General features: G+C 71.4%; 17 protein-coding genes. 10 read left to right on the top strand and 7 right to left on the bottom strand.

Annotated features, from left to right (window positions below):
- Positions 1–3: 3 nt before the first annotated feature.
- The 3 genes from alc to G6045_RS20795 all read left to right on the top strand — a co-directional run bounded on the left by alc (position 4) and on the right by G6045_RS20795 (position 3,245).
- On the top strand, positions 4–1,137 hold the full coding sequence (gene alc / locus G6045_RS20785; RefSeq protein ID WP_328707840.1) for an allantoicase: 1,134 nt from the start codon (positions 4–6) through the stop codon (positions 1,135–1,137).
- A 173-nt stretch (positions 1,138–1,310) separates the two neighbouring features.
- Entirely contained in the window at positions 1,311–2,360 is a 1,050-nt protein-coding gene (locus tag G6045_RS20790; RefSeq protein WP_165333535.1) for a hypothetical protein, read from the top strand.
- A 21-nt stretch (positions 2,361–2,381) separates the two neighbouring features.
- Positions 2,382–3,245 carry a hypothetical protein gene (locus G6045_RS20795; protein WP_165333536.1) on the top strand — a complete coding sequence of 288 codons (864 nt, stop codon included), beginning with the start codon at positions 2,382–2,384 and terminating at the stop codon, positions 3,243–3,245.
- On the opposite strand, the gene G6045_RS20800 is transcribed toward G6045_RS20795, so the two are convergent.
- Positions 3,197–3,928 carry an SDR family NAD(P)-dependent oxidoreductase gene (locus tag G6045_RS20800; protein WP_165333537.1) on the bottom strand — a complete coding sequence of 244 codons (732 nt, stop codon included), beginning with the start codon at positions 3,926–3,928 and terminating at the stop codon, positions 3,197–3,199. The two genes, G6045_RS20795 and G6045_RS20800, sit on opposite strands and share 49 nt — an antisense overlap.
- A 329-nt stretch (positions 3,929–4,257) precedes the next feature.
- On the opposite strand from G6045_RS20800, the gene G6045_RS20805 reads away from it, so the two are divergent.
- The 3 genes from G6045_RS20805 (at position 4,258) to G6045_RS20815 (ending at position 7,547) form a co-directional block, all read left to right on the top strand.
- Positions 4,258–5,970 (top strand): LPXTG cell wall anchor domain-containing protein, encoded by a 1,713-nt coding sequence (locus tag G6045_RS20805; protein WP_206343978.1) that lies wholly within the window; start codon positions 4,258–4,260, stop codon positions 5,968–5,970.
- 229 nt (positions 5,971–6,199) lie between these two features.
- Positions 6,200–7,105 carry a DMT family transporter gene (locus G6045_RS20810; protein WP_165333538.1) on the top strand — a complete coding sequence of 302 codons (906 nt, stop codon included), beginning with the start codon at positions 6,200–6,202 and terminating at the stop codon, positions 7,103–7,105.
- A 67-nt stretch (positions 7,106–7,172) separates the two neighbouring features.
- A complete protein-coding gene (locus tag G6045_RS20815; protein WP_165333539.1) occupies positions 7,173–7,547 on the top strand; it encodes a hypothetical protein in 375 nt (124 codons plus the stop codon).
- 3 nt (positions 7,548–7,550) lie between these two features.
- On the opposite strand, the gene G6045_RS20820 is transcribed toward G6045_RS20815, so the two are convergent.
- From G6045_RS20820 to G6045_RS20830, 3 genes are all read right to left on the bottom strand, one after another.
- Positions 7,551–8,210, bottom strand: a complete 660-nt coding sequence (locus G6045_RS20820) for a response regulator (protein ID WP_165333540.1) — start codon at positions 8,208–8,210, stop codon at positions 7,551–7,553.
- Between the two features lie 34 nt (positions 8,211–8,244).
- Positions 8,245–9,429, bottom strand: a complete 1,185-nt coding sequence (locus tag G6045_RS20825) for a sensor histidine kinase (RefSeq protein WP_328707841.1) — start codon at positions 9,427–9,429, stop codon at positions 8,245–8,247.
- Positions 9,430–9,587: 158 nt separating this feature from the next.
- Entirely contained in the window at positions 9,588–10,586 is a 999-nt protein-coding gene (locus G6045_RS20830) for an SMP-30/gluconolactonase/LRE family protein (RefSeq protein ID WP_206343979.1), read from the bottom strand.
- Between the two features lie 262 nt (positions 10,587–10,848).
- Between G6045_RS20830 and G6045_RS20835 the strand changes: the two genes are divergently transcribed.
- From G6045_RS20835 to G6045_RS20845, 3 genes are all read left to right on the top strand, one after another.
- Positions 10,849–11,757 (top strand): ATP-binding cassette domain-containing protein, encoded by a 909-nt coding sequence (locus G6045_RS20835; RefSeq protein WP_328707842.1) that lies wholly within the window; start codon positions 10,849–10,851, stop codon positions 11,755–11,757.
- Complete coding sequence (locus tag G6045_RS20840) at positions 11,754–12,608, top strand: ABC transporter permease subunit (RefSeq protein WP_165333542.1); 855 nt, start codon at positions 11,754–11,756, stop codon at positions 12,606–12,608. The genes G6045_RS20835 and G6045_RS20840 overlap by 4 nt, the downstream gene beginning before the upstream one ends.
- Before the next feature lie 85 nt (positions 12,609–12,693).
- A complete protein-coding gene (locus tag G6045_RS20845; RefSeq protein ID WP_165333543.1) occupies positions 12,694–13,110 on the top strand; it encodes a ribonuclease domain-containing protein in 417 nt (138 codons plus the stop codon).
- Between the two features lie 30 nt (positions 13,111–13,140).
- Here G6045_RS20845 and G6045_RS20850 read toward each other — a convergent pair whose 3' ends face one another.
- On the bottom strand, positions 13,141–13,341 hold the full coding sequence (locus G6045_RS20850) for a hypothetical protein (protein ID WP_165333544.1): 201 nt from the start codon (positions 13,339–13,341) through the stop codon (positions 13,141–13,143).
- A gap of 148 nt (positions 13,342–13,489) precedes the next feature.
- Between G6045_RS20850 and G6045_RS20855 the strand changes: the two genes are divergently transcribed.
- Positions 13,490–14,767: a sensor histidine kinase gene (locus G6045_RS20855; protein WP_165333545.1), complete on the top strand. Its 1,278-nt coding sequence runs from the start codon at positions 13,490–13,492 to the stop codon at positions 14,765–14,767.
- 67 nt (positions 14,768–14,834) lie between these two features.
- Here G6045_RS20855 and G6045_RS20860 read toward each other — a convergent pair whose 3' ends face one another.
- Entirely contained in the window at positions 14,835–15,431 is a 597-nt protein-coding gene (locus G6045_RS20860; RefSeq protein WP_165333546.1) for a TetR/AcrR family transcriptional regulator, read from the bottom strand.
- An 8-nt stretch (positions 15,432–15,439) separates the two neighbouring features.
- The coding region (locus G6045_RS20865; RefSeq protein WP_165333547.1) for an outer membrane protein assembly factor BamB family protein at positions 15,440–16,824 on the bottom strand (1,385 nt) is incomplete at its 5' end.

Here is a 16,824-nt window from a genome sequence, read left to right on the forward strand (position 1 = left end):
GCCGTGGCGTCCGAATCAACTGGCATACCTTCGTTCACCGGGAACGCGAACCCGTACGGCGGCGGTGACCCCTGGGCCGACTACCGCACCGCGGACTTCCCGTTCACGCAGTACGCCAACCTCGCCGACCGCACCCTCGGCGCCGGTGTCATCGCCGCCAACGACGAGTTCTTCGCGATGCGCGAGAACCTGCTCGTGCCCGAGGCCGCCGAGTTCGACCCCGAGCACTTCGGCCACAAGGGCAAGGTCATGGACGGCTGGGAGACCCGCCGCCGCCGCGGCGTCTCGGCCGAGCAGCCCTGGCCGACCGCCGAGGACCACGACTGGGCCCTTGTGCGCCTGGGCGCCCCCGGCGTGATCCGCGGCATCGTCGTGGACACCGCCCACTTCCGCGGCAACATGCCGCAGGCCGTCTCCATCGAGGCCACCGACTGGCAGGGCGCGCTCGCTCCCACGCCGGCGGAGCTGCTCGCCGACGACGTGAAGTGGACGACGATCGTTCCGCGTACGGCCGTCGGCGGCCACGCGGCCAACGGCTTCGAGGTCACCACCGAGCAGCGCTTCACGCACCTGCGCGTCAACCAGCACCCCGACGGCGGCATCGCCCGCCTGCGCGTGCACGGCGAGGTCGTGCCGGACCCCAGGTGGCTCGGCTCGCTCGGCTCGTTCGACGTGGTCGCCCTGGAGAACGGCGGCCAGGTGCTCGACGCCTCCAACCGCTTCTACTCCTCGCCGGTCAACACCATCAACCCGGGCCGCTCCCGCAAGATGGACGACGGCTGGGAGACCGCCCGCCGCCGCGACAACGGCAACGACTGGATCAACTACCAGCTCGTCGCCGAGTCCTCGCTGCGCGCGGTCGAGATCGACACCGCGTACCTCAAGGGCAACTCGGCCGGCTGGGCGTCGCTTTCGGTGCGCTCCTCCGCGGACGCCGAGTGGCAGGAGTTCCTGCCGCGCACCCGTCTGCAGCCCGACACCTGCCACCGGTTCTTCCTCGACACCCCGGTGGTCGGCAGCCAGGTCCGCATCGACATCTACCCCGACGGCGGCTTCTCGCGCCTGCGCCTCTTCGGCTCCCTGACCGACGACGGCACGGCCAAGCTGGCGGCCCGCCACCAGGAGCTCGGCGGCTGACCCCCGCCTCATGAGACGAGAGGCGCACCGGGAGCACAGCCCCGGTGCGCCTCATCTTTTTCCGCCGCTGCTTTACCCGCCTCTGCTCCAGCGGCGTCATCTGCGCGTCCCCGTAACCCATTTGGGGATACGGGGATACGCCGCGCCGCCGCCCCGCTAGCGTTGATCGCCGGTTGTCGGTGCGCACTTGGGGGACCGCGGTGGCCGTACTGCTCTACTACCCACTGGTGAACCCGCCGGACGAGATCGTCCACCAGTCGCTGCTGTACTGGGACGGGATCGCCTCGGTGGTGCCGGCGGATCCGGAGATCCGTGCGGCGGCGATGGGGCGGGGGCTGCGGGAGCTGGAGCAACAGGGGCTCTACACCCCGCTCACTGTCGTCGAGCGTCACCTGCTGAGCGACCTGACCTCGCCGTACGACGGCCGCGTCACCAGCCCCGAGACGCAGCATGCCTCGGTCCTGCGCGAAGAACTGGCGCGGCTTGCCGGCCGCCCCCGGGTACCGATCCCGACCGATCCGCCCGAGGGCATCCTCTATCGGACGAAGGCCAGTGGATGGGTCGAGCAGTACCTGACGGGACACGGCCTCGCCGTCCCCATCCCGGGGGACGACCGGCGGTTCGCCGTGGCCAGGGAGGTGCAGGAACTGATCCTCTCCATCACCGCACGCGAGATCTCCGCACGCCGCGGCGACCGCGCCTTCTTCCCCTACACCGACAGCCACACCGCCCAGCGCATGGCGCTGCGGCCCGTGGTCCGTGCGCGGGCCCTGGCCTGGGAGATGGAGCTCGGCAAGCTCCTGCCGGTGCCCGCACCCGGCACCCCGACCACCGACGTCATCACCTTCCGCGAGCAGTACAAGGACGAACGCCTGCGGCTCATGCGGGCCGTGCACCGGATGCTGGGCGACCTGCGGCGCGACTACGAACACCCCGCGGACGTCTTCGCGCAACTGCGGGTGGAACTCGAACAGGCCACCGCCGACTACCAGTCGGCGGTGGACAGCAGCCGCACCGTCTGGGTCCACCGCTCGGTCACGGCCACGGTCGCCCTGGCCGCCGCGGCCGGCGGCGCCCTGCTCCTGCCCGACCTCGGCTGGCTCCTCGGCACCGTCGGCGGTTTCGCCCTCAACGTCGCCACCCGCGAGATCCGTCCGGTGCGGTCCCGACGCCAGGAGCATGACTTCAGCTATCTGCATCGCGTACACGGCACACTCGCCTGACATCTCAGGAGGCGGACAGGTATGGCATTGCAGCGCTATGGCGCCCGGTTGTGCGCCGACCGTCCCTGGGCGGTCGATGTCACGGTGCCCGGCCGCGATCGACCGCTCAGCTGCAAGGTCCTGGTCGAGGGGAACGCTCTCGTCCCGGCCGACATCGACCGGGCGCTCGGGGACATGGGTTTCGTGCGGACGGGGTCCATCGAGCCAGGGGACCTCGTGGACGGCGCCGAGTTCGACGTGCTCGACTTCTCTCCCCAGGACGCCGACCCGGACGGGCCGTCCGGCGAACAGGCCGCCGCCGCACTGGCGTTGGCCCGCGGCACCAGGGCGGTCATCGTGAGCATCCCGGCCTGTGAAGCGGACCGGGTGCGCGAGACCTTGGCCGAGGTGCTCGGACGCGGGAACAGGGAAGGTTCTTGGTCCAATGCTTCCCTGAGGTTCGTGGCCCACAGCGTCGACGCGGCCACGGTGGACGTGGTGCTGCCCGCCTCCTTGTACGAAAGGGCACTGGGCGCTTTGGAGAGGGCCGGCGCACACAGCATGGACGAAGCCCGACGGGGCCCGATCCAGCGCCTCGTCGCGCTCGCCGGGCAGGCGCGCCTGAGCACCGGCCCCTGGCCCGCCCCGCGCGACGCGCTCCAGGCCGCCCTGCGCCAGGCCCTCGCCCAGCCCGGGGCCGAAGGCCTGGCCGTCCGGGACGAACTGCTCGACGTCGTCGGCCGGTTCGTCGCGGCCCACAGGACCGCGACCCGTGCCGACGACGCCGAGCAGCAGCGTCTCCAGGCCGAGCGGGACGGCCTCGACAGGCGTCACGCCGAGCAGAGCGCCCTCGGCCGTCAGGCCGCGTGTCCGCCGTCCACGGACAGTTCGGACCCGGTCACGTAGGACGCCTCCGCGCTCGCCAAGTACCGCACCATGGACGCGATCTCACCCGTCCTCCCGTAGCGGCCGAGCGCCGTCATCGCGGCCTGCGGCTCGGCGTACGGCCCGTCGGCCGGGTTCATGTCCGTGTCGACCGGGCCCGGGTGCACGATGTTCGCGGTGATCCCGCGCCCGCCCAACTCCCTAGCAAGCGCCTTGGTCAGACCGACCAGTGCGGCCTTGCTCATCGCGTACAGCGTCCCGCCCGGGCCGGGCACCCGCTGTGCCATGCAGCTGCCGATGGTGATGATCCGTCCGCCGCGCCCCAGATGTGCCGAGGCGGCCTGCGTGGTCAGGAAGACCGACCGCACATTGACATCCATCACCTGCTGCACGGACTCGGCCGAGAAGTCCTCCATCGGCCCGATCATGCCCACGCCCACGTTGTTGACGAGGATGTCAAGCCGCCCGAGAGCGGCGACCACCTCCGTCACGGCCCCGGCCGCCGCCGCCGGATCCGCCGCGTCGGCCCGCACCGCGAGCCCGCGCCGCCCGGTCGCCTCGATCTTCGCGACCACTTCACGGGCGGCCTCCTCGCCGCGCACATATGTGATCGCCACATCGGCGCCCGCGTTCGCGAGCTCCACCGCGATCGCCGCACCGATCCCGCGACTGCCGCCGGTCACCAGGGCCACCTTGCCGTTCATGGTCCAACTCCTCTGTATCGCCGAACTCGTTACGGCTTCAATGAAAGCCGTCGTGGGGCCCGGGTACTGGCGGTGATCGGACATCGACTCAAGGCGCTCTGCACCTCGCCGAGACCTGGGAGTTCCGCGGCTCGGCGAGAAAAGTGGTTGAGAGGGCAACCTTTCCGTTCTGAGTGGCCACTCAGGGGTGTAACGACGAGGGCGAGCCGTGATCAGCGGTGCTGCGCCCTCTGTGTCAACACCCGATCGGAGCCCCCCACGTGTCACCAAACGACCCGATATCCCCTGAGCAGTCGATGCCCAGGGTTCGCACGCCCCGCCGTAGCCGGATGCTCCGGCGTTTCGCCGTGGGGACGGTGGCGGTGCTCGCCGCCTCGGCCGGTGTCGGCGCCCTGGCGCCCAGCGCGGGCGCCGCGCCGACCGTCGACATCCGTGTGGATGCCGGTACCTCCTTGGGCACGGTGCCAAGCAGTGGCACCGGCCTCAACACGGGCTTCGGCGACGAGCACATGGGGACCCCCAAGGTGACATCGCTGATGAAGGCCGCGGGAGTCCGGCAGCTGCGCTATCCCGGCGGCTCCGGCGCGGACGAATACCACTGGAAGACCCACACCTCCGGCGACGGCAAGGGCTGGATCCCCTCCAACACCGACTTCGACAGCTTCATGACCATCGCGAAGAAGGTCGGCGCCCAGCCGATCCTGACCGCGAACTACGGTTCCGGCACCCCTCAGGAGGCCGCCGAGTGGGTCAAGTACTCCAACGTCGACAAGGGTTACGGCGTGAAGTACTGGGAGATCGGCAACGAGGTCTACGGCAACGGGCACTACGGCGACGGCAAGGGCTGGGAAAGAGACGATCACGCCGACAAGAGCCCGAAGGAGTACGGGAAGAACCTGGTCGCCTACTCGAAGGCGATGAAGGCCGTGGACCCGAAGGTGAAGATCGGAGCGGTGCTCACCACCCCCGGCTTCTGGCCGGACGGGGAGAAGGCTCCCGGTGACAGCGCCGACTGGAACAACACGGTGCTCTCCATCGCGGGCAAGTCGGTCGACTTCGTCATCGTCCACTGGTATCCGGGCGGCACCACCACGGCCGACCTGCTGAAGACCCCCACCCGGATCGCCGGTGTCACGTCCTCGCTGCGCTCACTGATCGCCAAGTACGCGGGCTCGCGCGCCGCTTCGGTGGAGATCGCGGTCACCGAGAACGGCGCCGTCGGCTCGCCCGCCCAGACCAGTCAGGCCGCGGCCCTGTTCGCGCCGGACACCTACATGACCTGGTTCGAGCAAGGCGCCACCCACGTGGACTGGTGGAACCTGCACAACGGCACGGACCAAGCACCCACCACCGTCCACGGCCAGACCGACTACCAGGACGGGGGCATTCTCTCCGCCGGCACCTGCGTCGGGGACAAGTGCGAACCGCCGCGCGACACGCCCTTCCCCACCTACTGGGGCATCCGCTCGCTGACCGCACTGGCGAAGCCCGGCGACACCATGGTCAAGTCGTCCTCGGGCAACTCGTCGGTCGCCGTGCACGCGGTGCGGAACAGCACCGGCGGTCTGAACGTCATGCTGATCAACAAGAGCCCGCAGAACGCGGCGCCGGTGTCGCTCTCGTACGCCGGATTCACCCCGGCCGCAGGGGCGGTCACGACCGTTTCGTATACCAAGGGGGACACTGCCCTGACGACGGCGAAGCGGGGCACGGCGGCCGCACAGAAACTGCCGCCGTACTCGATCACGACTCTCCAGCTGAAGCCCGCGCCGGGGACCGCCGGCGCTCACAAGCCGACACCCGCCCCCACGCCGACCGACCCCACGCCGGTTGTCTCCGCCTCTGGAACCGGCACCCGTGCGCAGGGGGAGGTCGGCGCACCCGTCGGCCGGCCGAGCCCGAGCAGCACGTCCGGCGACCTGGCTTCCACCGGGGCGAGCAACGCTGTCAAGTACGGCGCCCTCGGTGGCCTGCTGGTCATCGCTGTCGGCGGGGTGCTGCTGCTTCGCGGACGTCGACGCAGGGGTTTGCACGGGAAGTGAGACCGCGTGAGTGACTGACGGCCCGGCAGCAACGCCACACACCAGTGGCCTGCGCGCCGGGCCGTCGGCCCGCACGCCGGTGTCGGCGGTGATCGGACATCGACTCCACGGGGGAGCGACCGCCCTGTGAGACCCCCCTACCGGGGGCGATCCTGCCCGGTTACGGTGAGTCCGCCCAGGTGAGAGCCGTCGAAGTCTCCACACCCGCCAGTTCGTTGGAGACCCGCTCTTGTCGACGCTCACCGCGCCCGCCCTCCGCACGCCCCGCCGCGCCTGGCTCACCGATCTGCCCGTGCTGCTCGTCGCCGTGGTCTGGGGCGCCAGCTATCTCGCGGCCAAGGGCATCACGACGACGCACACCGTCATCGCGGTCCTTGTGCTGCGCTTCGGGCTCGTCCTGCCGGTGCTCGTCCTCGCCGGATGGCGCCGGCTGCGCGCGCTGCGGGCCGCCCAGTGGCAGGGGGCCGGGGTACTCGGGCTGATCCTCGGCGGGATCTTCCTCCTGGAGACGTACGGCGTCGTCCATACGTCGGCGACGAACGCGGGCCTGATCATCAGCCTCACCATGATCTTCACGCCGCTCGCCGAGGCGGCGCTCCTGCGCAGGGCCCCGTCCCGCGCCTTCCTCGCCGCCGCCGGCCTGTCCGTGCTCGGTGTCGTCCTGCTCACGCAGGGCGGAGGGTTCACCGCGCCTTCGCTCGGCGACCTGCTGATCCTCCTTGCGGCTCTGGCCCGTACGGTCCATGTCCTCGCGATGTCCCGTATCCGCGCTGTCCAGGACGCCGACTCGCTCTCGCTCACCACGGTCCAACTCGGCACGGCGGTGCTCCTGTTCGCCCTGCTCGCCGCCGCCGGTACGGGCGACTCGCCCTGGTCCGCGGCCGCGGACTTCGGCCCCCGCGAATGGGCCGGCCTGGTCTTCCTCTCGGTCTTCTGCACGCTCTTCGCGTTCTTCGTCCAGATGTGGGCCGTCCGAGAGACGTCCCCGTCCCGCGTCAGCCTGCTGCTCGGCACCGAGCCCCTGTGGGCTGCGGCGGTGGGTATCGCGCTCGGTGGTGAACGGCTGGGCGCGCTCGGTCTTGTGGGCGCCGCACTGGTGCTGGCGGGTACGGCATGGGGGCGCCGGGCGGCGTGAGACGCCCGGGAACCGGGCCGCCCGCTGCGCGCATCCTTCGTGGGGGACCGCTTCGGGGGAGGGCGCAGTGGACGCAGACAGGGCTGACGACCCGCAACAGCGGGAGGGCGCAGTGGACGCGGACAAGGCTGACGACCCGCACCAGCGGGAGAGGGCCCGGTGGTGGCGCGACACCGGGGCGGTGGTGCTGGCTCTGGCCGGGGGACTGTGGCTGTGGGCCGCGGTGCTCGTGCTGACGTCGGCACCCGGCGTGTTCGGCAGGTGCGGCGAGGACGACCTCGCGACGCGCGGCTGCGAGGCCCGCGATCTGGGCTTGCCGTTGCTGCTGCTCGTCCTGGCCCTGCCGCTCGCCGCACTCGGCGCCATGCTGTACGCGACCTTCAACACCCGCCTCGCCCGCAGCGGGCAACGCGCCCTGGGGCGTGAGCGCGAGGGCCCCTGACCCTCAGGCCGACGGCCCCACAAGCCCCGTCTCGTACGCGATGATCACCAGCTGGACGCGGTCGCGGGCCGACAGCTTCGCGAGGAGGCGGGCCACGTGGGCCTTGGCCGTCGCCACGCTGATGAAGAGCTCGGCGGCGATCTCGGCGTTGGACAGGCCGCGGCCGACCAGGACGAGCACCTCGCGCTCGCGCCCGGTGATGCCCGCCAACTCGCGCTGCGGGCGGCTCTGTTCCGGCCGTGCGGCGAACTCCGCGATCAGCCGCCCCGTGACGCTCGGCGCGATCAGCCCGTCGCCGCCCGCGACCACACGGACCGCGGTGAGGATGTCGTCGAGCGCCATGTCCTTGACCAGGAAACCGGACGCGCCCGCCCGCAGCGAGCCGTAGACGTACTCGTCCTCGTCGAACGTCGTGAGCATCAGGACGCGCGTGGCCGGGTGTGCGGCGGTGATACGGCCCGTCGCCTCGATCCCGTCCATGCCCGGCATCCGGATGTCCATGACGACGACGTCGGGCCGCAGCTCCCCGGCCAGCCGTACCGCCTCCGCGCCCGTGCCCGCCTCGCCGACCACCTCGATGTCCGGGGCGTCGGCGATCAGGACCCGCAGCCCGCTGCGGACCAGCGGCTGGTCGTCGGCGAGGAGCACGCGTACGGCTGTCATCGTTCCTCCGCGGGGAGAGCCACATCTGGGGCTGTCATCGTTCCTCCGCCGGAACCGGCAGCCGGGCCGTCACCCGGAAGCCTCCCCCGGGGCGTGGCCCCGCCTCGAACGAGCCGTGCAGGAGCGTGACCCGCTCCCGCATCCCCACGAGCCCGTACCCGTCGCCGCCGAGCTTCGCGCCCCGGCCCTCGTCGGTGACGGTCACGGTGAGGGCCTCGGCGCCGAAGTCGACGGTCACTTCGCAGTCGTCCACTCCCGCATGCCGTACGACATTGGTGACGGCCTCCTGGGCGATCCGGTACGCCGAGAGCTCCAACTCCGGGGGCAGGGCCCGCTGTTCACCCCGGCGCCGCAGGTCCACCCGGACGCCCGCGTCCTGCGCGGCCACGACGAGACGTTCGAGATCCGCGAGGCCGGGAGCCGGGCCGAGCGGGGCGCTCTCCGACTGGCGCAGCGCACCCAGCATCCGGCGCAGGCCCGAGAGCGTCTCGCGGCTGGTGGACTCGATCGCGCCGAGGGCGTTGCGGGCCTCGGCCGGCTGGGTGTCGATGACGCGGCGGCCCACCCCCGCCTGGATCGCGATGATGCCGATGCTGTGCGCCACCATGTCGTGCAACTCCCGTGCGATCCGCAGCCGTTCGGCCGTCACCGCCTGAGCCGCGGCCTGCTCGCGCAGGGCACGGGCGTGCCTGCCGCGCTCGGCGACCGAGTAGCCGACGAGCCAGGCGGTGGCCAGCGCGAGGGTGAGCGTGAGCACGGTGCTCACCGTGATGTCGGCGCCCGAGCGGTAGTACGGAACCGCCGCGATCTGGCCGGCCAGCGCGAGCACACCCGCCCCTACAGCCGACCGCCGCGGACGGGTCGCGGCGATGAAGCCCACCGCCAGATCGGTGAACAGGGCTTGCAGATAAGCGAACTGCCAGCCCTGCTGCTGATCGCGGAACGGAGAACCCGCGTGTGCCTGCGCCAGTGCCGTCGCCGCGAACGAGCCGACGAGGACCAGCAGGAGCGCGGGCTCCGGCCGGCGCAGCAGCAGCGGCAGGACGAGGACCGCGAGGAGGGCGGAGGGGAGCAGGCGTGCGCCGGTCAGTTCGGGTTCGTTGAGCGCGGCGATGTAAAGGAGAACGGGGTAGGTGATCCCTGCGCACCAGGCCAGCGCCCCGACGGCCACCTCGCGCCGGGACCGTGCGGCGGCGGGCGGCGGCGGGGTGCCGCTCACGCGTGGCCGTCCGGCGGGGTGGCTCTCATGGCGTGATCATAAGCAGGCGGTACGCGGCCGGACATCGGCCCGGCGGCGTACGCCCGTGGGCTACCAGGGCCGGCCGACGCGCACCCCGAGGCCCGCGGCATGGCCGCGGCCGGCCCTGGTAGCCGACGTCAGATCGACACCGCGACCGCGTTGTACGGCGTCTCCGGTGTCGGCGGTGTCGTGAAGCGCGCGTTGACCAGATAGAGCCGGTCGCCGAAGCGCGCGGCGGTCGTGGGTACGTCGAAGCGCGGGTCCGTGATCGTCCTGCGCAGGGTGGCCGTGGTGACCCGCTCGTCGAGGTCCCAGACGCTGATCAGGTTGAGACGGTTCTGCACGACGTACAGGGTGCGGCCGATACGCCACAGGCCGTCCCCGTTGAGCACCGTGTCCTGGCCGGCCAGTGCGATCTTCGTGGCGTGCCCGCTCCCGGGGTCGACGCGGTACAGCTCGCCCGGCGTGCTCTTCACCACGATCAGTCCGCGGCCGTCGGGGGTGGCGACGATCCCGTTGGCATTGTTGACGTCGGGCAGCTGCACCCAGTCGCCGGTCAGCGGCAGGGTGCGGATCCCGCCCGTCCGACCGCCTCGCGGGACGCCGTACAGGAACGCGGCACGCGAGTCGGTGAACCAGGCGCGGCCGCCCAGGAGCGTCACATCGTTGATGAAGTGACCGGTCGCTTCGGACAGTTGGTGCGTCACCAGGAGCTCGCCGGTGCGGGCGTCGTGCACGCGGGCCACGCCGGTGTTCCCGGCGACGTACAGCAGCCCGTCACTGCCGGCCTTCAAACCGACGGAGATCAGGCCGGTGCCCCCGGCGAAGAGGATCCTTCCTCTGCCGGTGCGCAGGTCGGTGCGATAGATCGCGCCGTTGGCGCGCGAGCCCAGATAGGCGTACGGGCCGCGGCCGATGGCGATGCCTTCGGGCAGCCAGCCGTTCGGGAGCGGGAACTCCGTCGGCCAGTCGGCGGCCGGGCTCGCTGCCGCCGTGCCGGTACCGGCCGTGACGGCCAGGGCGGCAGCGGCGGCGCCGCCGAGCACGGCGCGCCGGGTGGGGCGGAGGTGAGGCGAGTTCGTGGTCGGGCGGAGGTGAGGCGAGTTCGTGGTCGGGCGAGGGTGGGGCGAGTTCATGGTGGGGCCTCCACGATGTCGTCGTGTGGGCAGCCGGGACATCAACTGCCTTGGCAGGAGGGCGAGTTAGCAAGCGCTTGCGCACTTCTCCCCGTCCTGCGCCCCGACCGCCTCCGTTGTCACACCGGGCGTCCCGTTCCGGCCACGCGCCGCGCCCCCGGGTCATCGGCCCGCAGGCGTACGCCCGTGGGCCAACCGCACGCGGCGAATGTGCCCGGCGGCCCGATGCCCCGCAGGGCCCCGCTCGGCGACCGTGGAGCACGTGATCGAAGTCAGCGAACTCACCAAGCGCTACGGGGACACCACCGCCGTACGCGACCTGTCCTTCACCGTCCGCCCGGGCCATGTCACCGGCTTCCTGGGCCCGAACGGCGCCGGCAAGACCACCACCTTGCGTCTCCTCCTCGGGCTCAACACCCCCACCTCGGGCACGGCCACCATCGGCGGCCGTGACTTCGGAGCCGCACGCCGCGGGCTCCATCACGTCGGCGCCCTCCTCGACGCCCAGGACGTGCACGGCGGCCGCACCGCACGCGCCCACCTCAGGGCACTCGCCGCGAGCAACGGCATCGAGCGCCGCCGGGTCGGCGAGGTACTCGACGAAGTGGGGCTCGGAGACGTCGCGGGACGCCGGATCGGCGGGTTCTCACTCGGTATGAAACAGCGGCTCGGGATCGCCGCCGCGCTGCTCGGCGACCCGTCCGTGCTCGTCTTCGACGAACCCCTCAACGGGCTCGACCCGGAAGGCGTGCAGTGGCTGCGCGCCCTCCTGCGCCGCCTTGCCGCCGAAGGCCGTACGGTCTTCGTCTCCAGTCATCAGATGTCCGAAATGGAGCTCTGCGCCGAGCAGTTGATCGTGATCGGCCGCGGTGAGCTGATCGCCGCGGAGAGCCTCGGCGCGTTCGCCGCCCGCGGCGGAAGCCAGGGTGTACGGGTGCGGGCGAGGGAGCCCGAACGTCTTGTGTCCGCGCTGCTCGCGGAGGGCGCCGAGGTGGTACCGGGCGAGCAGTCCCTGAGCGTGACCGGGGTCGACGCCGAACGCATCGGCGAGCTGGCCCTGCGCGAAGGCGTCGCCCTCGGCGAACTCACCCCACTGGCCGCCTCGTTGGAGCAGGCCTTCATGGAACTGACCGCCGACAGCGTCGACTACCTCACGGGAGAGCCCCGATGACCACCGCCGTACTGCGTGGCCCGGCCCCGGCCCCGGCCCGCTTCCGTCACCTCCTCATCGCCGAATGGATCAAGCTCTGGTCGCTGCGCTCCACGTACTGGGTGCTGAGCACCGGGGCGCTCACCGTCATCGGCATCAACGCCAACTCGGCGCAGTCCAACGCCGACCGTCTCTCGCGGATGCCGGAGCAGCCGCCCGCGCCGCCACCCGGTGCGACCGAAGATCCGTTGATGGCCTTCGACGCGCTGCACACCGCGTTCCTCGACCCCGCCTGGCAGATCTTCATGGTGGTGGCATGCAGCGTCGGTGCGATCGCCGTGTTCGGCGAGTACACCAGCGGTCTGATCCGTACGACCCTGACCGCCGTGCCCGACCGGCGCGCCGTCGTCCTCGCCAAGGCCGCGGTCGTGACCGGGGTGATGACGGTGCTTGGCGCGGTGGTCGCGACTGCCACCCTGCTCGTGACGCAGTTCCTGCTGCGCGACCACGGCGGCGTCTCCCTCGCCTACTCCGACGCCCTGCGCGCCGTCGCGGGCTCGGCGCTGCTCGCGCCGCTGTGCGCGCTGGTCGGCATGGCGATCGGTGCGGTCGTACGGCATGCGGCGGGGGCGATCGTCGGCGCGATCCTCACCCTGCTGCTCCTGCCGGTGCTGTTCCAGGGCGAGACCTACCGCTGGGTCGCGGAGATCGGCAACGCGATGCCGCTGAGCGCCTGGGAGACGCTCGCCGGCAACCACTGGGGTGAGGGCAAGTACTCCGTGACCGTCACCGAGGCGTGGGCGGTCTACGCGGCGTGGGCGGCCTGCGCGGTGCTCGTGGCGGTGGAGGCCGTACGGCGGAGCGAAGTGTGAGGGCGCGTGAACTCCCAGAAAATTCACAGGAGTTAACGTCCTTGGCGTTGACACCTCAGGGTCTACGCGCGTCATCCTGTGGGGCATGCGAATCCCCCCACGTATCACCGCAGCCCTGACCCTGTCCGCCGCGCTGCTCCTCGGCGGAGCGGCCCCGATGGCCACCGCGGCCCCGACGGTCCCCACGGCCGCCCCCGTCGCCAGCACCTCCGCCGCCGTCGGCGACATCTGCTACTCGGCCCTGCCGAGCCAGGCCCACGACACCCTGGACCTGATCGAGGCCGGCGGGCCCTTCCCGTATCCGCAGGACGGCACCGTGTTCCAGAACCGGGAGGGCCTGCTGCCCGGCCAGTCCACCGGCTACTACCACGAGTACACGGTGAAGACCCCCGGCTCACCGGACCGCGGCGCGCGCCGCATCGTCACCGGTGAGGAGCAGCAGGAGGACTACTACACCGCCGACCACTACGCGTCGTTCGACCTCGTCGACCACGCCTGCTGAGCCCTTGAGCGAGGCGGCCGGGGGCGCGGTTCAGGACTTCGCGCTCTCGGCCGCCGCGAACAGGGCCACGGCGAGCGCGACGGCCGAGATGCCGGCGTAGAGCTCCCAGCCGTCGAAGAAGCCCAGCCGCTGGATGAAGCCCCACCGCACCCAGTGGAAGAGCTCATAGACCACTGCGCCCATGCCCTGGAAGAGCAGGATCGCGCCGAGAAACTGCAGAAGACCTTTCATACGGACGAGCCTGCTCGCGCGAAGCGGGAGCGGGCATCGGCCGACGGGCGAGAGCGTCATGGCCGAAGGTCGGTGCGGCCGCGACTTTGGTCTACGGGAGGCCCCGGGAGACCCCGGCGGCGCCGATACCCGCGTAAATTCATCGACTATGAGCTGGAGCAAGAGCAGGCCGCAGACGGCGGACGCACCGTCCCCGAGCGACTACCGCTGGCCCAGCCTGCTGCCCTCGGCGGTCGCCGACGAGTTCGACCCGGACCGTGCCGCGCGCAACGGCGGCAGGCCCCGGCGTACCGCACGGGACTGGCTCGTCGACTTCCTCTGCTTCCTTGTCGCCGTCCTCATCGGCCTGATCGGCGCCGAGGCGGTCGGCAAGAACCCCAACGTCTCCGAGAACGCCGCCCACCTCGACCAGCTGATCGGCGCCGTCGCCTGCGCCGCGGTCTGGCTCCGCCGCCGCTGGCCGGTCGGCCTCGCGATCGCGATGATCCCGGTGAGCGTCGTGTCGGATACGGCGGGCGGCGCCGCGGCGGTCGCCCTGTTCACGCTCGCGGTGCACCGCCCCTTCCGGTACGTCGCGTGGATCGGCGGCATCACGACCGCGCTGGTCCCGTTCATCTACGTGCTGCGCCCCGACGCGGACATCCCGTACGGCGTGGCCGTCGCGCTGGCCGTGATGCTCAGCCTGACCGTCGTCGCCTGGGGCATGTTCGTACGCTCCCGGCGCCAACTGCTCCTGTCCCTGCGCGACCGCGCCCTGCGGGCCGAGACGGAGGCCGAACTCCGCGCGGAACAGGCCCAGCGCCTGGCCCGCGAGGCGATCGCCCGCGAGATGCACGATGTGCTCGCGCACCGGCTCACCCTCCTGAGCGTGCACGCCGGCGCCCTCGAATTCCGCCCCGACGCCCCGCAGGCCGAGGTCGCCCGGGCCGCCGGGGTCATCCGCGACAGCGCGCACGAGGCGCTGCAGGATCTGCGCGAGATCATCGGCGTGCTGCGGGCCAACGAGCCGGCCGAGGAGTCAGGGCGTCCCCAGCCCACCCTCACCGAACTCGACCAGCTCGTCGCCGAATCCCGTCAGGCCGGCATGGAGGTCCGCCTCGACAGCCGCCTCGACGACCCCAAGGCCGTCCCCGCCGCCACGGGCCGCAACGCGTACCGCATCGCGCAGGAGGCCCTGACCAACGCCCGCAAGCACGCCCCCGGCGCCGAGGTCGCCATCAGCGTGACCGGCGCCCCGGGTGAGGGACTCACCCTCGACATCCACAACCCACCGCCGCCCGGCGAGGTGCCGCACGTCCCCGGCTCGGGCCAGGGGCTGATCGGCCTCACCGAACGGGCCACCCTCGCCGGTGGGCGCTTGGACCACGGCGAGGAGGCGGACGGCGGCTTCCGGGTCCACGCGTGGCTGCCGTGGCTGGAGCGCTGACCCGGCTGCTGAGGCTGGAGCGCTGACCTGGCCGCTAGGTCGGAGCGCTGACTCGCATCACCGTCCCCTACGGCCGCACCGACCGCCAGATCCGGTCCGGCAACTCCCGTACCGCCTCGTCGAGATCGAGCTCCGCGAAGGTGTGCGTAAGAGACCGCCGCGCCGTCTCGATGACCGGCCCGAGCACCAGGATCTCGAGCAGCGGCTCCGGCAGCGGCGCGATCTCCCCGGCCTCGATCCGCGGCGCCATCCACGCGGCGATCCGCCCGAACTTCTCGTCCTTCAGCGCCCGGATCTCCGCGGCGTGCGTGGCCAGATGACCCGAGTACGAGGAGGCGTGCAGGAACAGCGCCGCGTCCCGGTGCTCCTGGATGAACCGCAGATACGTGCGCACCAGCGCCTGGATCCCGGTCCTCGTGGTGCGCGTACGGTACAGCGCGTCGATCATCTCGTCGCAGACCTGCGCCATGCAGCGGCAGTACAGCGCGGCCGCGAGCCCGCCGAAACTGCCGAAGTGGTGGTAGAGACTGCCGAGGCTCACCCCGCTCGCCGACGTGACCGCGCCCACCGTGAAGCCCTCCTGGCCGCGCTCGGCGTACACCCGCAGCGCACAGGTCAGGAGATGGTCCACGGTGGCCGCGCCACGCTGCTGCTTGGGGGACATCGGCCTCCTCAGCCGGCCGGCGCAGCGCCGAACGCGGCGGCCAGGTAGGGCGGTTCGAACTTCGAGTACGGCGGTCTGATGTACAGCTCGGCCATGAACAACCGGCCCTTCCCGTAACGGAATTCGACCGTCCCCGGTGCGAAGTGCCGCAGCACCTCGGCGTTTTCGTCGTCCGGGGACACGCTCAGGTAGACCGTCTCCTTGAAGGTACGCCCGTCGATCCTGACCACTTGGCCCGGCGTGCTGGTCGACGCCACCCGGTACGCGAGCACATCACGCCCGTCCATGCGCAGCGGAATCAGCGGCGTCTTGCCGCGGGAGTCCGCGCGCTGACCGGTCGCCTTCCCGGTCGCCAGGTCGTACGAGACGATCTCGTTCACGTAGCCGGTCTTGCCGGATTCGGTACGAGGTGTGGTGGCCAGATACAGCCGGTCGTTGCCGACCGCCAGCGCCGGGCACTCCGAGTGTGCGTCGATCGTGCAGGTCTTCATGGTGCGCGCGGGATCCACCGCGATCTTGCTGCGCAGGGTGCCCTTGCGCCGGTCGATCGAGAAGAAGTCCGTGAGCTTCATATCGTCCGCGAAGGCCGCGACGACCAGGGGATCCGACGACACGATCTTCGCGAAGCCCAGATTGCGCGGCAGTTTGTACGTGAAGCGCGGCTTGCCGGCGTCGTCGAGCAACTGCACCTGGGCCCGGTCGTTCCCCTCCTGGCCGCAGTTCTGCAGCGCGACCAGATCCTCCCCGCTGCCGTACGCCATGTCATAGCAGGGCTCGGTCGGCCTGGGCTCCCAGAGCAGTTTGCCGTTGTCGAGGTCCAGGGCGGCCCCGCCGTTGTCCCCGGCGACGGCCACCTTGCCCGCGCCGACACCGATCTCATGGAAGACGGTCTTGGTGCCGGAGCGCTTGACGCTCGCCCTCCACAGCATCATGCCCGCGTTCAGATCCAGTGCGGCGATCTCCGTGCACGGCTTGTACTTGCCGTCCTCGTCCGGCAGTCCGTCCTGGAAGAGGATCCCGGTCCGGCCCTCGACCATCTTGTCCGTGAAGCCGCAGACCTGGCCCCCGAGAGCGATCTCCCAGACCTGCCGGCCGCTCTGCACATCGAAGCCGACGACCTTCCCGATGCCGGTCTTCACATACGTGTCCTCGGTGACCCAGGAGCCGGGCGCCACGAAGAAGTCGCCCTTGGCGAGCGGGGGATCGGGCACCTCGAAGAGCAGCCCGGCCTTGCTGTCCGCCGGCTTCTTCTCCGTGCCGGGCCCGTCGAACCTGGCCTCCTGCTGCTTGTCGTCGGCAGGAGCTGCGTCGTCGCCGCCCAGTCCGAGCCAGACCCCGCCGCCCACGAGCAGAGCGAGGGCGACGGCGGGGTCTGGCTCGGACTGGGCGGCGA

Origin of the sequence: Streptomyces mesophilus, assembly GCF_011044995.1 — a bacterium.
Taxonomy (GTDB): Bacteria; Actinomycetota; Actinomycetes; order Streptomycetales; family Streptomycetaceae; genus Streptomyces; species Streptomyces mesophilus.

Bases quoted from the DNA above. Each gene is read 5' to 3' on its own strand.
- G6045_RS20840 (WP_165333542.1), top strand. From the start codon at position 11,754: ATGACCACCGCCGTACTGCGTGGCCCGGCCCCGGCCCCGGCCCGCTTC.
- G6045_RS20795 (WP_165333536.1), top strand. From the start codon at position 2,382: ATGGCATTGCAGCGCTATGGCGCCCGGTTGTGCGCCGACCGTCCCTGG.
- G6045_RS20800 (WP_165333537.1), bottom strand. From the start codon at position 3,928: ATGAACGGCAAGGTGGCCCTGGTGACCGGCGGCAGTCGCGGGATCGGT.
- G6045_RS20860 (WP_165333546.1), bottom strand. From the start codon at position 15,431: ATGTCCCCCAAGCAGCAGCGTGGCGCGGCCACCGTGGACCATCTCCTG.
- G6045_RS20850 (WP_165333544.1), bottom strand. From the start codon at position 13,341: ATGAAAGGTCTTCTGCAGTTTCTCGGCGCGATCCTGCTCTTCCAGGGC.
- G6045_RS20830 (WP_206343979.1), bottom strand. From the start codon at position 10,586: ATGAACTCGCCCCACCCTCGCCCGACCACGAACTCGCCTCACCTCCGC.
- G6045_RS20820 (WP_165333540.1), bottom strand. From the start codon at position 8,210: ATGACAGCCGTACGCGTGCTCCTCGCCGACGACCAGCCGCTGGTCCGC.
- G6045_RS20845 (WP_165333543.1), top strand. From the start codon at position 12,694: ATGCGAATCCCCCCACGTATCACCGCAGCCCTGACCCTGTCCGCCGCG.
- G6045_RS20855 (WP_165333545.1), top strand. From the start codon at position 13,490: ATGAGCTGGAGCAAGAGCAGGCCGCAGACGGCGGACGCACCGTCCCCG.
- G6045_RS20805 (WP_206343978.1), top strand. From the start codon at position 4,258: ATGCTCCGGCGTTTCGCCGTGGGGACGGTGGCGGTGCTCGCCGCCTCG.